The 15337-nt window shown below is 46.1% G+C and carries 9 protein-coding genes; 3 read left to right on the forward strand and 6 right to left on the reverse strand.

Translation table 11 applies throughout. The annotated features are described in order from the left end of the window. Window positions 1–2: 2 nt before the first annotated feature. Entirely contained in the window at window positions 3–1664 is a 1662-nt protein-coding gene (locus tag IT233_00095; protein MCC7301018.1) for a L,D-transpeptidase family protein, read from the reverse strand. A 75-nt stretch (window positions 1665–1739) separates the two neighbouring features. On the opposite strand from IT233_00095, the gene recJ reads away from it, so the two are divergent. The 3 genes from recJ to IT233_00110 are packed head-to-tail and all read left to right on the forward strand — an operon-like array spanning window position 1740 to window position 8830. Continuing rightward, complete coding sequence (gene recJ / locus IT233_00100; GenBank protein ID MCC7301019.1) at window positions 1740–3443, forward strand: single-stranded-DNA-specific exonuclease RecJ; 1704 nt, start codon at window positions 1740–1742, stop codon at window positions 3441–3443. Between the two features lie 51 nt (window positions 3444–3494). After that, window positions 3495–7046 (forward strand): hypothetical protein, encoded by a 3552-nt coding sequence (locus IT233_00105; protein ID MCC7301020.1) that lies wholly within the window; start codon window positions 3495–3497, stop codon window positions 7044–7046. Next, complete coding sequence (locus tag IT233_00110; GenBank protein MCC7301021.1) at window positions 7043–8830, forward strand: hypothetical protein; 1788 nt, start codon at window positions 7043–7045, stop codon at window positions 8828–8830. The genes IT233_00105 and IT233_00110 overlap by 4 nt, the downstream gene beginning before the upstream one ends. 11 nt (window positions 8831–8841) lie before the next feature. Here IT233_00110 and IT233_00115 read toward each other — a convergent pair whose 3' ends face one another. From IT233_00115 to IT233_00135, 5 genes are all read right to left on the reverse strand, one after another. Next, the gene (locus IT233_00115) at window positions 8842–9819 is read right to left on the reverse strand and encodes a c-type cytochrome (protein MCC7301022.1); all 978 of its coding nucleotides are present in this window, start codon (window positions 9817–9819) and stop codon (window positions 8842–8844) included. 3 nt (window positions 9820–9822) lie between these two features. Then, complete coding sequence (locus tag IT233_00120) at window positions 9823–10857, reverse strand: hypothetical protein (protein MCC7301023.1); 1035 nt, start codon at window positions 10855–10857, stop codon at window positions 9823–9825. 81 nt (window positions 10858–10938) lie between these two features. Beyond that, on the reverse strand, window positions 10939–11355 hold the full coding sequence (gene ybeY / locus IT233_00125; protein ID MCC7301024.1) for an rRNA maturation RNase YbeY: 417 nt from the start codon (window positions 11353–11355) through the stop codon (window positions 10939–10941). A 63-nt stretch (window positions 11356–11418) separates the two neighbouring features. Then, window positions 11419–11835 (reverse strand): ATP-binding protein, encoded by a 417-nt coding sequence (locus IT233_00130; protein ID MCC7301025.1) that lies wholly within the window; start codon window positions 11833–11835, stop codon window positions 11419–11421. 18 nt (window positions 11836–11853) lie between these two features. Then, window positions 11854–15195 carry a hypothetical protein gene (locus tag IT233_00135; protein ID MCC7301026.1) on the reverse strand — a complete coding sequence of 1114 codons (3342 nt, stop codon included), beginning with the start codon at window positions 15193–15195 and terminating at the stop codon, window positions 11854–11856. Window positions 15196–15337: the final 142 nt, after the last annotated feature.

The raw sequence follows: 15337 nt of genomic DNA on the forward strand, positions 1-15337 counted from the left end.
TGTCAGGAACGGTATAACACCCGGATCATTTTCGCATCCAGATCATAAATATCCGGGTACAGCACCAAACGGTTCCAATCCAGCACCTCTGTTGTGAAATACCGGATATAAATATTTACCGGCTTTTTTAGTTTCACGATTCGCTGTTCTGACCTTCCGAACCAGGCATGCAATGTATCCTTCGGAATTTTCACCGAATCATCGCGCACCAGAAATTCTGCAAAAGCCAGGTATTCCTCCAGGCGCATACAGCCATGACTCAATGCGCGTACGTTGCGCTTAAATAATTTCCGCGAATTAGTATCATGCAGATAAACCCCCTGTTTATTGTTGAAGAAGAATTTCACCAGCCCCAGCGAATTCTCCTCTCCTTCCAGCTGTCGGAATTTATAAGGCAGGGTTTTCTCCCCGTATTTCTTCCAGTTGATACGCCGGTAATCCTCCACTACTCTGCCATTCCAGTCAATTACCTGAAAATTGTGTTTCCGCAGGTAAGCCGTGTCCCACTTAATACGGGGAAGTATTTCCTTCGATGCGATACTGTAAGGGACATTCCAGTAAGGGTAGATGGTAAAATACTGAATGGTGCTTTTGAGCCGGTGCGGAGAGGGATGTTTCGGATCCCCGCAGATGATACGAGACTCCACCACCACGGTGTCTTTTTCCGAAAGAATGAATTTATACCCCGGCAGATTCACCCATACGAATGCTTTCTCTTCCCGGAAAGTTTTTTTCCTCTCCCACCGCCAGCGCTCCAGATTCATTTCTATCTGGCGGATGCGGTCTTCAACACTTAGGGCAAGAATTTTAATCATTTCCTTACCTACTTTGCCATCTTCGGTAAGCAAATTGGCTTTCTGGAATTTCAGCAATGCCCGGGCGAGGAGTAAGCTGTCGTTGCCCTTCTTAGAAGAATCCAGAAAACCCTCCATGATCATTCTTTCTCTGACGGCTTTGATGTACATCGCTGTGTCTTTAGCGATATCCGGCATAGTCACCCACTTTACTCCTTTCATTTTCCTCTTGTATTCTCTGTATGCGGCTTTCAGGTCGATGTACTGGTAAAACTTCGGCTCATAACTCATGAGGGTGCGGCTGAAACGTAATTCTTCCAGGCAACGGTTAAAATCACTGACCAGGGCACTATCTATCGGCGCCTTCTTCCATACGGGGCTCAGACTATCCGGATCCAGCCGGCCATGACACAGGTGATGCGCCATTTGAAAAAAAGCATCCGTGAGCATGATTTCCACATCCGCAATCCTGATCACATCAAAGGAGGCATCGGAACGCCGGTGCGACGATTTCATCAGCGAATCTACCAGCGGCCAGTGATAGTGGGCGGGAATGAGGCCAAACTCCCTGGCATCGCGGAGCACGCGGGCAAGAGAAAAGTATTTCCGGTTGTACTGGCCGTAAGAAGAAAAGACCGGTTCAAAATTTCTGGCTCTGTAAAACTCCGACACCAGCTGTGTTGCAAAAACGGTATCTCCGCGTAAAACGAGAGGGTGGGATGTATCGGGAGCAGAAAGGCGATCCTTCATCACCTTTACGACCTCGTCATGAATCTCTGCAGGTGAACGCACAATAAGCTTCTCCGGAGCCGGCGGCACTTTACAGGAGTTCAGGAAGGCAAGAACCAGGATGAAGGCGAGGATCCTCATTCCCTGCAAAGTTATCAAACTGGAATAATTTAAAACCTTTACCCCGCAGCAATTATCATTATTTTCGCAGTCCGTATGACAGAAAAACGATGGAATGAACTGAGTGTGACGGATCAGGCCCTGGTGGAAGAATTGTCGTCTGCCCTGCATATATCCCCCCTGATTGCGCGGCTCCTGGTGCTCAGAAACATACGCAACACGGCCCAGGCTGAACTTTTCTTTCATCCCTCTCTCGATCACCTGCATGATCCGTTTTTAATGAAGGACATGGAGCAAGCGGTGCGGCGGGTGGAAAGCGCTGTAGAAAAGGAAGAAAAGATCATGGTCTACGGTGATTATGACGTAGACGGAACTACTGCCGTTGCGCTTATATATACTTTTCTTAAAACATTTTACCCTGAGGTAATCTTTTATATTCCGGACCGATACGGAGAAGGGTACGGCATTTCCTTCAGGGGTATTGATGTGGCGAAGGAGAGCGGAGTGACGCTGATCATTGCCCTCGACTGTGGGATTAAATCGGTTGATAAGATTGCCTACGCTTCGGAAATGGGTATCGACTTTATCATTTGTGATCATCACTTGCCGGGAGAATCCATTCCGGCAGCGGTCGCTGTGCTCGATCCCAAACAACCCGGGTGCAGGTACCCGTATAAAGAACTTTCCGGTTGTGGTATAGGTTTCAAGCTTGCCTGTGCCATTGCCCGGCACCGTAACATTCCGCCGGAGGATCTGGAAGAGTATCTTGACCTGGTAGTGGTGAGCATCGCGGCCGATATTGTTCCCATAACGGGAGAAAACAGGGTACTCGCCCATTTCGGGCTCAAACAAATCAACGCCGCACCCCGGGTTGGCTTCCGGGTGCTGAAAGAAATGGCGGGGCTTAAACGTCCGTTCAGCATCAACGATATTGTTTTTGTTATTGCACCACGCATTAACGCAGCCGGCAGAATAGATTCCGGCAATCGTGCCGTTGAACTTCTTCTGACCAGCGATCCGGTAAAGGCCCGGGAAGTAGCAGAGATCATCAACCGCAATAACATTACAAGAAGAGAACATGATTCAGATACCACCCAACAGGCCCTGGCCATTTTAAAATCAGATCCTGAGCATCAAAACAAAAAAACAACCGTGGTACACGGAAAAGGATGGCACAAGGGTGTTGTGGGCATTGTAGCCAGCCGGCTTACCGATACCTACTACCGCCCCACCATTGTATTGACCGAACATGAAGGATTGCTCACCGGATCTGCACGATCCGTGAAAGGATTTGATGTACACGCGGCCATTGACCGTTGCGGACATTTGCTTGAGCAGTACGGAGGTCATATGGCTGCTGCAGGACTTTCCCTGCAACCCGGAAAACTGAACGCATTTCGGGAGGCATTCGAAGAGGCTGTTGCTTCTACCATTCTTCCGCACCAGCTTGTTCCTGAACTGGACGTGGATGCTGCAATCTCCCTGCAGGAAATCAATGAAGATCTCTTCCGTTTGCTTCAGCAATTTCAGCCATTCGGGCCGGGTAACTTATCTCCCGTTTTTATGAGCTCCGGAGTGGCTGACACCGGATTTGGTAAAGTAGTGGGTACGAATCATCTCAGGCTTACGCTTCACCATCCACACGCTCCCTCTTCCCGGTTTGGAAGCATAGGATTCGGGATGGGAGAAAAGATCCGCATTGCCGCCAACCGGAAACTGTTTGATGTGCTATATTGCATCGAAGAAAACGAATACAACGGAAATGTAAGCCTGCAGCTGAATCTGAAGGATATCAGGTGAACTGCAATCAGGTACGATTTTTGATGTATTTTCAGGTCCAGTTCCAACACTATGAAAGTTCTTGTTCCACTTCTCCTTCTTGGCCACTTTCTCTTTTCCCAGTCCGATACGGCTTATTATCCAAACGGTACCATTCAATCAATCACCGTTCTGAAAGGGAAGCAAAAGCAGATAAGTCTTTTTTACCAGAATGGACAGATTCAATCGAAAGAAGTAAAAGAAGGCGAACAGCGCGACGGAGAATATCTCCTTTGGTACCAGAACGGGAAAAAACAGGAGGAATCAAATTATAAAGATGGAAAGCTGCTCGCACAGAAACGATGGTACCAGAACGGATTTCTTCAGAGTGAGAACAACTATAAATTAAGCTCAGAGATCAAGTCAGGGTATATCATTCATGGTGTTTATCTCCGAAATTATGAGAACGGCACTCCTCAGACCAAAGGTCAGTACAAAGACGGGGAAAAAGAAGGAACGTGGGAGGAGTACTACCAGGGCGGAAACAAGAAACACATCACGGTTTATAAAGATGGTTACCGTGTAAGCGCCCAATACTGGAATCAGAACGGGAACAAGACCGGAGATTACCACTACACGGTCATCCTGGAAAAGGATAAGAAAAAGGAAGTTCTGGACGGGAAACAAATGACCTGGTTTGATAACGGGGTCTTACGTGAAGAATCCAACTACAAACTCGGAAAGAAGAACGGGGTACAAAAGGAATTCTTTAACAATGGAAATCCGGCCAAACATTCAGAACTCAAAGATGACCGCGCACATGGTTTGCAAAAAAGGTGGAATCAGGACGGGCTGCTGATCAGTGAAACCACCTCCTATCAGCGCTTTGATTCCCTTAAAAAATACTACGTTACCTGGCATGAAGGAGTGTTCGTTGAGAACTTTGAGAACGGCAACAAAAAAACGCGCGGAAATTATAAGACAGGGGAAAAAGAAGGACGGTGGGATTACTGGGATGAGAAAGGACAACAAACGGGAAAGGAATATTATCAGTCCGGGCTCAAATCCGGACTTCAGGAATACTGGCATAAAAACGGGAAACCGTATTACAAATCTAATTTTGTACTGATCAAAAAAGACGGAAAAGACACCTCCGTTGCCGACGGACCGTATAAGCGTTTTTCTGAAAATGGTAATCTGGCGGAAGAGGGTATACAAAAACTCGGGAAAAAAGAAGGGATATGGAAACACTATTTTCCGGACGGGCGCCTGGCCGAAGAAACGAATTTTGCTGATGGTTTGCGCTCAGGTAAATCCGTACGGTGGAGACTCAACGGCGAATTGGAATACGAACAATCCTATACTGTGATACTCAAAGGTGAAAAGTATGAAACGGTGTTACACGGTCCCCGGCGCTCGTACAGCCAGGAAGGAAAACTTGAACGCCTGGACCACTACAATAAGGGAAAAGTTTACGACCAATCCACGGAATATTACGAAGACGGCAGCACGAAATCACAAATCTTTTATTTCAATTACAATGATAATAACAACAATGGTTATTCTCTGGTGTGCCAGTACTACAGGAACGGCAAATGTGAAAGCATCAGTATACAACGCAGCGGAAGACCGGCGGGAAGGCATTTGCAATATTTTCTGAACGGAAAACTGAAACGGCTATCGGATTACGACGTGAACGGTGCGGCAATAGGTTTAGATGTAACATGGACCGCCGACGGAGAATTCATTGAAGGGAAAGAGCGTACGGATCTCAAAAACATCATCCCACTCAAGAGCAATAACTTTACGGAGCAATTATATCTCCAATATGGGAAAGCTGTTCCACCCGACGGAACGCTGAGCGAAGGTAAACTGACCGGAAACTGGACCTGGTGGTATTCCGCCGGTGTTCCGATGGCAACCATTTCTTTTAAAGCCGGACACCTGGACGGTAAAACCATACTGCTGTTTCCCGATGGGAAAAAGTTGTTTGAAATCACCTTGAAAGACGGATTAGCCAACGGCGGTGTAACCGCATGGCATTTCAACGGAAACAAACATTACGAAGGGCATTACGAAAACGGTGAGCTTTCTGGAGAATGGATCATCTATTTTCCTAACGGCAATAAAGAACGCAAAACCTGTCATACGGCGGGCGTACCCGGACAAACCTGCAATGTGAACTGGTACGATAACGGACAAATGAAAGATGAGGGCTATTATAAAGACGGAAAGAATCATGGTAAATTCCGCGCCTGGCACAAGAACGGAAATCTTTCCTTTGAAAGTTTTCACGACAGTGGCTTGTTGCAGGGAAAATATGTTTCCTATTATGAAAATGGTCAGCTGCGATACGAGGAGATCTTTGTAGATGGGAAAAAAGAGGGTGAAGGAAAATATTACAGCGAGAATGGCAGTTTAACACATACTACCACTTATAAAGATGGCAAGCGGCATGGTCCGTGCAAGACCTATGCGAAAGAAGGATACCTGAAGAATGAAGGCGTTTACAATAATGAGCAGCAGGATGGTACATGGATCACCTATAATGCGCAGGGAAAAGTGGAAAAAATGGTTAACTACAGCAAAGGAGTACTTGCTCCCAGCGCTCCGCTTCTGCCCTGCCAGTGCCTGGATACTGTTGCAACCAAAGTAAAGTTCGCTCCTCCCCTGAACAACCTTGCACCATTGGAAGAAGTAAGACAATGGAGTTTTAAAATGCACGCTCCCATCGGAGACTTTTATGATCACCTGTATTACATAGGAATGCAGTTCAGTAATAACAAGAATGTCTCCTTTTACAGTATGAACATTGTTGCTTACCAGAAGATCTTTCTCCGGTTTCCGGATCATAATGGTTTCAAACTCATTCTGAATCCCTGCATCAACGCGATGGAATCCAGAATCCCCTTTACGATTCATGTGGACCGCACAGATCCCCTTTCCGTTGACGCCACGCTGGAAGCAAAAATCCTGGAAATAGAATTTGACGCAAATCTGCTTTGCCGCTGGGATCCTGAGATGAATAAAGCGCACACAGGAGAGGATAAGACTCCTCTTCCTTCAGTTCTGCAGTTCCACGCCGACCGGATTGTGTATAATGAACGGGATAAATTCAAGATCTTAAAACCACGTGGCTTCTGCATACCTCTTTCAGGTATTGGGAAAACAGGGGTAAGCCTCCGTTTCACCAAAGCGGTCATTGACCTTGATCCCAGCGACAATCCATCGGAAATGGAAATGCTTCTTCCTGACAGTTACTATCATTATTACGGCGGACCGGATGCTTCTCCTCCTAAAGCAAATATCAAAGGAAAATTCCTTGGTAAAGACCGTGGAGAATTTATGGGAGTCTATGCACCGGAAGGCGACATACAACTTCCAAAGGGGATTACTTCCAGGGCTTTGGATCTCAAGGCCGAGAATCTGATGGTCTCCTCTAATTATGTGATCGGCACTATTCTTCTTCCTGTGAAAGCCGGGGAAGGATTTAACTATGTGTATAAGGATAACAAAGGAGAGATTATCCTGACGACACAGGACCTGGAGAAAAAAATGAAGAACGCCGGGTTTGACAGCGTGAAAAGCGCATTTGATATGGAAACAGGAATGCTAAGGATCTATTTCTATTATAAGAAGAAATGAGAATCCTATTCACCCTCATTCTGTTCCTGTTCGTTGGCGGGCTTTGGGCCGAAGATCAGGTTGTTCATGATGCGCTGGAAGGTACAACGATCCATTACAGGCAGAAGTATGTGAGCCTTGACAAAGGGATTTCCTACGGCACCAAAGACCTGGATGTGGCATATCCAGTTCTGCTCTCACTGAAAGATTCTTCTATTCAGAAGAAACTGAACAAAAGACTTATGTTGATCACACTCGGACAGGCTGGTTCGGATTCATTAAAACTGAAATTGTATAAGGACCATGATGAAAAGATCCGGACGTATTTTACCATTTATAATAAAGTGCAGGATCAGTTAGGAGGAGACGCAAGAGAGATTACGGCTTTTGTGCCTACCCTGACTGAAGTGGATTTCGCTATGGTCTCCTATTTTCACGGCATCCTAACGGTGGTGATCAGTTTTGAATACCGTACACGTTATGAAGAATATCTTGACAACGCGGAATTCTGCTATGACGAAGTGTATTATTTTGATTTGCATACAGGAACAGAACACCGCCCCGGCAGTGTGTTCCTGCCCTCTGCTCAAACGGCACTCACCAAACTGATAGAAGATAAAGTTCGCACCGCAGCCGCAGGGCTGAGTATAGAATTAGACGAAGAAGATTCGGATTTCTACCTGGATGCGATGAAAGATGCATCCGGGCGGGAGTTATCGCTGGTAAAATTCAGTTTTACCCGCGATGGTTTTCTCTATCCCAAAGCTTTCTCCTTTGCCTATTATATTTCCGCCTTTAAAGCCTGTATGCTGAATATTTATGGCCTCAGTACATCTGTAAGGATTGAATTCGGAGAACTAAAGAGCTTCCTGAATCCGAATGGGCCATTTGGTTTCCTAGAGACATATATCTTTCCTTCAGGCAATCCCAAGAAGGTTTTTGTTAGTCCGGACCAGCCCTATCCTGATTATACCCGGCAGATCCCGAAAGTTATGTTCACAGAAAACATTCCGTATCAACTTAGTCTACCAATAAAAAAGGTTACCGTATTCCGCACCGATAAAACAAGCAACGCTGAAAAAACAGTGAAAGAACGAGAATACGAATACCTGAAAAACGGTTTGCTGAAGTCTCTTGTACATTTTGACCAGGACGATCAGATTTATTCATCACTAATCTATACTTATGATTCGCAGAGCCGCCTGATCAAAGAATCCCGATATCAGAAGAAAAAGCTGGAATCTACGAAAGACTATGGATGGCATCCAACAGGCAATCTTATTTACATGCTGGAAACGGATAATGATGAATCGCCCACCGGTACATGGTACTTTTACGGGAAAGACTTCATCCTTACCGAACGCCACGAGTTTTTCGCTGCTCCGCCGCGCGACGGCCGTTTTACGAAATGCATGCTCAACCCGAAAGGGCAGGTTATTTCGATCATTCACCAGGACGCACACCGGAAAACCGACTATGGACCCACGGATATCATGTATACCAAGGCAGGAAAGATCAGCGCATCCATCATGCGGTCACGGCCCACACTTCATTCCACTCTTTATGTATATGATGACGGCGGCAACCTCCTCAGCTATGAGTACGACAACGGGCGCTATTTGAATGAATACACATGGGATGAAAACAGCCGTCTGACGATGATCCGCGGGTACGACAGTAAACGGCAGATTATGGAGCAACGAATTACCTGGAACAAAAACGGACTGCCGGAAAAAACGGAAATACCCAAACAGGGAAGCAATTATCCGCGGTCATGGGAATTTAAATACGAGTTTTGGGAATGATTCCTGAGGATCTATTTTGAAGGTGTAAATTTCACCACCTCATTTTTTACCGGTTGCAGGCTTTGGAGAAAAGAAAACACTGCTGCCAGGTCCGTTTCGCTCATGCCTGCATACATAGTCCAGGGCATTACCGTCTGGAAATCTCCCGCGTTCACCCTGGGATGCACGTACCCACTGTCGGCATAGGACTTGAATCGCTTAACAAATTGCTCGCTCGTCCATTTTCCGATCCCCGTTTCGGGATCGGGCGTAATATTCGATGAAATAACGACAGAGCCATCCGGCAGTTTAAATTCGAATCCTCCGGCATACATCTCTCCTACAAATTTTCCCTTTTCCTGCTTCGTATGACAATCGCCGCACCCGGCTGCGGTGATCATATACTTTCCGTAATTAATTCTATCGGAAGAAGGAGGAACAGTGTTGAAAGCCGGTTTTTGGGGAATGGTATTAATGATGAAATTCATAGGGAAATCGGAGACCGGGCTTTCGGTTTCGTTCTGAATGGGTTCCAGGGTACGTATATAGGATATAACCGCCAGAATATCATTCGAATCCAGTTTTCCGTAATTATGGTGCGGCATAACGGAAAACAGTGCACGGCCGTCTTTGGAAACACCGGCGGTAACCGCCCTGAATATTTCTCCGTCTGTCCATTCTTTTAAACTGAATGGTGTAATATTCGGGGCAATATATTTTCCCGGGAAGCCAAGTGTCTGGTCAAATTTCTCTCCTCCCTTTCCTTCTGTTCCCGCAACCATCGGGCCGGAAAAAACATTCCAGTCGCGAGTAGAATGACAGTCCATACACAGCATCACATGATTTGCCAGATAATGCCCCCGGGCTGTTCTTTCATCTGATATCTCCACTTTCAGTTCAGGCGCAGGGCCCACATCCGGCAATGCATATTTCACATAAGAAACCAATCCTGCGACAATAAAAATGATCGTTACGATGGCATAGCCGGTGATCTTGAATATTCTTTTCATGAGCTATTTGTAACAGGTAATTAATCCGAAACCGGGAGCGTTCAATTTAGATAGTTTTGCTGTTTTGAATCCGGCTGATTCACTCCACTTTTTTACCTCTTCATATCCATACGTATTGCCGTTAGCCTGGTGAAAAAGATTAATGGCCATAAAGGAGGTGGTGGCCTGGGAGAGCTGACTCTTGCCGCCAGTTCCTTTGATCTGATCGAGCACCACCAGTTGTCCGCCGTTTTTCAACGCCTGACAGATTTTCGTGAACAGCGCCTGATTTTGCACGGGGGAAAATCCGTGAATAATATTGAACAGGAGCGCCCCATCCTGATCCTTGGGAAGCTCGTCTGAAATAAAGTTGCAGTTTTGGAAAGAAACGCGTGAGTTCATATTGAATTTTTCAACGCACTCCTCCGTATATTTTCTGACCGGTTCCAGGTCAAGAATAGTGGCCGTGAGACCGGCATATTTCCTGCAAAGTTCAATACTGTACAAACCATGGGAACCGCCGAGGTCAATAATACTTTTAGCCTGCGGAGAGAGTTTGATTTTGGAGGATACCTCCCTGACATTTGTGCCTGCAATTTCCATCATTGCACGGGAGAAGATCTCCCACTCATGATCTGTAAAATGATCCAGGTTGATCCGCGATGGCTTTCCATTACGAATCGTTTCCTCCAGATTAACGGTCGAATTATAGGTCCAGTCGCAGAATTCGATGAACCAGGCCATGCTGTGCGGCGATTTCCGGTCCAGTACCCTTTCGCCCCGTTTGCTGAAACAATATCCCGCTTCACTCTTTTCAGCATATCCAAGGGCAGTCAGGGCGTCAAGCACCAGCTCCGTACCCTTTTCACTTACTGCGGCGGCCTTCGCAATCTGGCTGATACTTCGGGCCTGTGCACCAAGATGATCCGTTATTTTCAGTTTGACGGCCACCCCCAGGGTTTTTCCGAGTATCGGATTGCTGCCCACATCCGCAAAAGGGTGAGGGATGATATCCTTGCTCAGCAGAATTTTTTCGATGAAATTGAACTTATAAATCATGTCATTGTTTTAAAAGAGATCAGAGTAAAATCATCCGGGGGCGGAGGAGCTGATTCATTATGCATTCCGCGCCCGTTAATTCTATTTCCTTCTTCGCAACCACTCTTCCTCCGCTTTACGGATTCTTTTAATTTCGGAAGGTTTTTTGTCTTTATACCCCAGCAAATGCAACATTCCGTGTACAATCACGCGCTGCATTTCCGTACCAAAGGGAACGTTAAATTTCCGGGCATTATCCTTTACCCGGTCCACGGAAATATAAATATCGGATAGAATTTCCTGGTCTGTGCTGTACTCAAAGGTGATGATGTCCGTGTACGTGTTATGGTTCAGGTAGGCTTTGTTCAATTCAAATAAGTACTCATCCGAACAAAAAATATAATTCACTTCTCCCGTTTTACGCCGGTGCTTCTTCACCAGGGCGAGCAGCCGTTTCTTTATACCGGGTGCACCGGGCAGTTTGAAACGTACATCTTCGCAAAAGAAATGAATAGGCATGGGGCTGTAAAAATAAAAAACCCCCGGTGATTTCCGGGGGTAGATTATCCTTCTGACTTCGATTTAGTTGGCAATGATCTTGAACTCCAGGGTTACGCTGCGTCCGTTGTCGTTAAATTCAACCTTTTCGGCCAGCTTGCGCATCAGAAAAACACCGCGGCCATGGGGTTTCTCCAGGTTCTGGGGATCGGTGGGATCCGGCAGATTGGAATGATCAAATCCCTCACCCTGATCCGAAATCGTGAACTGCAAGGCGTCCTTCCTGCTCCGGAACTGGATGTCGATTTGTTTTACAGGATTGCTTTTGTTCCCGTGGTAGATGGCATTGTTCACTGCCTCCGTAACAGCTACCAGGATGTTCCCATAGTAGTCTTCCGGTACATTAAACACATCACATACATCCTCAACCAACTTCTCTACCAGCAGAATGTTCTCAGACTTAGAATTTATGCTAAGTTTCTGATTTTCAGTAAGAACCATGATCTTTAAGAGTAGTTTTCAATCAAATTTATTGAAATATTCCGTTACTTTTTCCTTGTAGAAGGGTGCCAGTGACGGGGGTACCGTTTTAAGCAACTCAGCCTCCTTCTGTTTCAGCTTCTTATACTCCAAAAATCCGGATAGGTTACGATTTTCTTCATTTTTAGGCTGTTCCGACTGTCTTTTTTCCTCTGTTTCCTTCTGTTTCTCAGCCTTTTCGTAGTTAAGCAGTTTGTCCAGGATCTCTTGCTGGCGTTTCATTGTTTCCTGGGTGAGCATCTTATTCACCAGATCTGTCTCCGTTTCCTCCATTTTTTTCAAAGTATTCTTCATATCGCCCGGTGTATTACCGCCTTCCTTCATCATATCCTGCATCATTTTGCGCAACATTTCCTGTTGGGCGGCAAGTTTTACGATCTGCTCATTCATTCCGGATCCCGATCCGGTGCCGGTGCCGGGCTTGGGGCCGGGCGTTTTCCCGCCCTGTTCCATCATCTTTTTCAGGTTTTCAATCTGCTTATTGATAGATTCCTGCATCTGCCTCATTTGCGACATAGAAGGCTTCTTACCCTTGCCGCCGGGCTTGTTGCAACTGCCGCTTCCGGGCATCTGGTTCTGCATCTGTTGTTGCATCTGATTAAGCGCTTCACTGAGCAGCAACGCCAGGTTGTTCAGCGAGGTCATCACGTACTGTTGCCTCATCATTCCGGAAGAGGTCATCCGTTCCGCGAAGTCCTCGATGCTCTTCTCCATATTATTGTTGATATTAGAGATTTCCTTGTTCACAATGCTTTGCAGCTGAAACACCCGCTTACTCAGAGCCAGCAGGGAATCCTCAATGATCTTCGCATCATCTTTCAGCTTTTTTTGCTGGGCAGCCAGCTTTACATAATTCGGATCAGTGGTCTTAGTCTTTCCGAATTGTTTCATCAGCGATTCCTGGTCAAACGAAAGCTGGATCAGGTTGCTTAGAAGTTGCCGGAGGTTGTTCATGTCCTCTTCCTGCTGCTCCATTTCACTGCTCTGCATGGACATACTCATTGCATCGGCCATTTCCTTCATCTGCTGACCTGCCTTCTTTTGTGATTTTGAAGCGTTCTTCTTTTGATTCTGCTGCAATTGCTGCGACGAATTCTTCTGATTCTGCTGAATGTCCTGCTCCTGTTTTTCTGTATCCGGAATTTCGTTCGGTCGTTCCAGGTCTTTATTCAGTTGTTCGAGCTCATCCATGTCCTTTCGTAATTCCTCGAATTCCTTATTCAACTGCTCCTGTTTCTGCTCCAGTTCCTTACTATCTGCATTCTTGTTTTCCGATTCCTTACTCAAGTCGTCCTGTTTCTTCGAGAGTTCCTCAAGGCGTTTAATATTATCCTGCATTTTTTCTTCAAACTGGAGTTGTTTGAACATTTCCAGGGCGCGGTCCAGTTCCTTCTCCATGTCTTTATTGTCCAGTTTCATCTGTTCCAGCTGCTTCTGCATTTCGCTCTTGTCCATCTGGTCCATCAGCTTCTGTAATTCCTTCATTTTTTCTTTCAACTCCTCATTCATGAGGCTTTCAAAGAGCTTTTCCAGCTCCATCTGCTTCTGGAGAAGATTTTCGTCCATTTTGCTGAACTCTGATTTCTGTTCGTTGTTCTGCTGGTTCTGCTTCTTAATATCCTCCACCTGCTTCTGCAGATCTTCCTGCTTGCGAATCAGGTCTTCCAGTTTTTTCTTCTCCTCCCAGGTCACATTCTTTTTGTCAAGCAGTTTTTTGGTGAGCGCATCTATTTCCTTTTTGATATCCTTCGCATCCTTAATGCCTTTTTCCAGATCGTCCTTTATCTCTTCGTTTTTCTTGTCGGTATGGTCACTTAGCTCCTGCAGGGTGGGAACTTTATAAAATTGCTTCATGGTACGCGACGACTTTGGTCCGTTCACGCCGTCGTTATCGGTAATCTCAAAATAATATTCGAACTGATCCCCTGGTTGCAGATCGAAGGAGGAAAGATCCCAAAAATGGTAAAACTGATCCTGGGTCAGCCGGGCAGACACAGGAATATTCACTTGCTGCAGGGGGGTCTGCTTCTCGTCACCGGCGCCCATTTTACGGAAGCAGAATGTGAGTCGGGTGAAGCCGTGATCATCTTTCACGCCGCCGTTGAAATACATTCGCTTTGCTGAAACAGAATCCTTCTGCTCGTCTACCTCTATGAGCGGATACTGATCAGGGATCACATTTATAGAATACGTTACTGAATCGGCAGATTGCAGGAACTCGTTGCCTGCGCGTACGGAATAGCCGGTGCTCTGCGCCGGAATGAAAGTATAGCGGAAGGCATTGGCTGTTACGGGGTGAAGGACAAACAAACTGTCGTTGAAACGAAAACCGAGGGTGGAACTGTTTTTGGAATTCAGCTCCCAGGTTATACGTGTTCCGTAGGGCACCAGCAGATCCCCCGTATTTTCAAGGATCTCTTCCTTCCTTCCGAGGTACTTTGGATACTCCAGCTTCACACGGAAGTCGACCAGCTGGGGGTTGGGAAGCGTTTCCAGGGTATATTCCTTCGATCGGAATCCGTCGGCTACCAGTCGGAACGGCACATCCGACTGTACGTTACGGAACAAGTAACTGAATTTGATAATATTTTCTTTTTGCAGCTTAAATTCATTTCCTCCGATTTCAATAAAAACATTTTCCGGAATCTCATCGCCGGAAAGTTTGATCTGTAGAAGAAAATCTTCCTGCTGCACCGTTCGCAGTTTACTATTTTGAATAGTGAACTGAAACGGGGCCTGTGCTTCAAAGTAAGTTCTGTGCTCCACGATCCGGCGGGTCGGATCCAGGAGCATGGCCGGCGAAAGAATCAGCAACAGGAGTAAGATGCTGAAAGGAACTAAAGCGTATTTCAGGTATTTCCTGTTTTGCGAGAGATCAATGGCCGCGGCAAAAGGAACAGGCCGGAGCTGTCCGATTTTCTGATCCACCGAAGCATGAATAAGTTCCTGACTGCCCGGGATTCCGAGATGTGAATTCTTCAGCTGCAGTACATTCAGGAGTTTATCAGAAACTTCATAAAAGTGTTTCCCGATAATAGCCGCAGCTTCTTCGTAGGAAAGCACCTTACCTACCCGGCGCAATTGAAGCAGGGGTACTGCCACATACACATATAAGATACTTCCTACTCCCACCAGCAGCAGCCAGAATAACGCAGTACGTATTGCTACGCCAAAGTTTCCGAAATACTCCAGCAGCGCCGCGGCGAGATAGAAAACAAGTATATAAGCGGAAGCATAGATACCACCTTTGAGAAGACGATTCTTGTAATACTTCCGGATGAACTCGTCCAGCTTTCTAATCAGAATGTCGTAACTGCCCATGCCCTTTTATCAGTGATGTTTCCCTCCTAAATGTTCCATAACAAATCTACGAAATTCACAGGGGAGGGCTCCTGATGCGTAGATTGATAATGTAAGATTATTATACTTTATCTATATGATTTATAAGCTTTTAATCATAATT

The organism is Bacteroidia bacterium (genome assembly GCA_020852255.1).
GTDB lineage: Bacteria > Bacteroidota > Bacteroidia > JADZBD01 > JADZBD01 > JADZBD01.

Excerpts from the sequence above, each read along its gene's own strand:
- recJ (MCC7301019.1), top strand. The coding sequence starts at position 1,740 with ATGACAGAAAAACGATGGAATGAACTGAGTGTGACGGATCAGGCCCTG.
- IT233_00135 (MCC7301026.1), bottom strand. The coding sequence starts at position 15,195 with ATGGGCAGTTACGACATTCTGATTAGAAAGCTGGACGAGTTCATCCGG.
- ybeY (MCC7301024.1), bottom strand. The coding sequence starts at position 11,355 with ATGCCTATTCATTTCTTTTGCGAAGATGTACGTTTCAAACTGCCCGGT.
- IT233_00120 (MCC7301023.1), bottom strand. The coding sequence starts at position 10,857 with ATGATTTATAAGTTCAATTTCATCGAAAAAATTCTGCTGAGCAAGGAT.
- IT233_00105 (MCC7301020.1), top strand. The coding sequence starts at position 3,495 with ATGAAAGTTCTTGTTCCACTTCTCCTTCTTGGCCACTTTCTCTTTTCC.
- IT233_00130 (MCC7301025.1), bottom strand. The coding sequence starts at position 11,835 with ATGGTTCTTACTGAAAATCAGAAACTTAGCATAAATTCTAAGTCTGAG.
- IT233_00095 (MCC7301018.1), bottom strand. The coding sequence starts at position 1,664 with ATGAGGATCCTCGCCTTCATCCTGGTTCTTGCCTTCCTGAACTCCTGT.
- IT233_00110 (MCC7301021.1), top strand. The coding sequence starts at position 7,043 with ATGAGAATCCTATTCACCCTCATTCTGTTCCTGTTCGTTGGCGGGCTT.
- IT233_00115 (MCC7301022.1), bottom strand. The coding sequence starts at position 9,819 with ATGAAAAGAATATTCAAGATCACCGGCTATGCCATCGTAACGATCATT.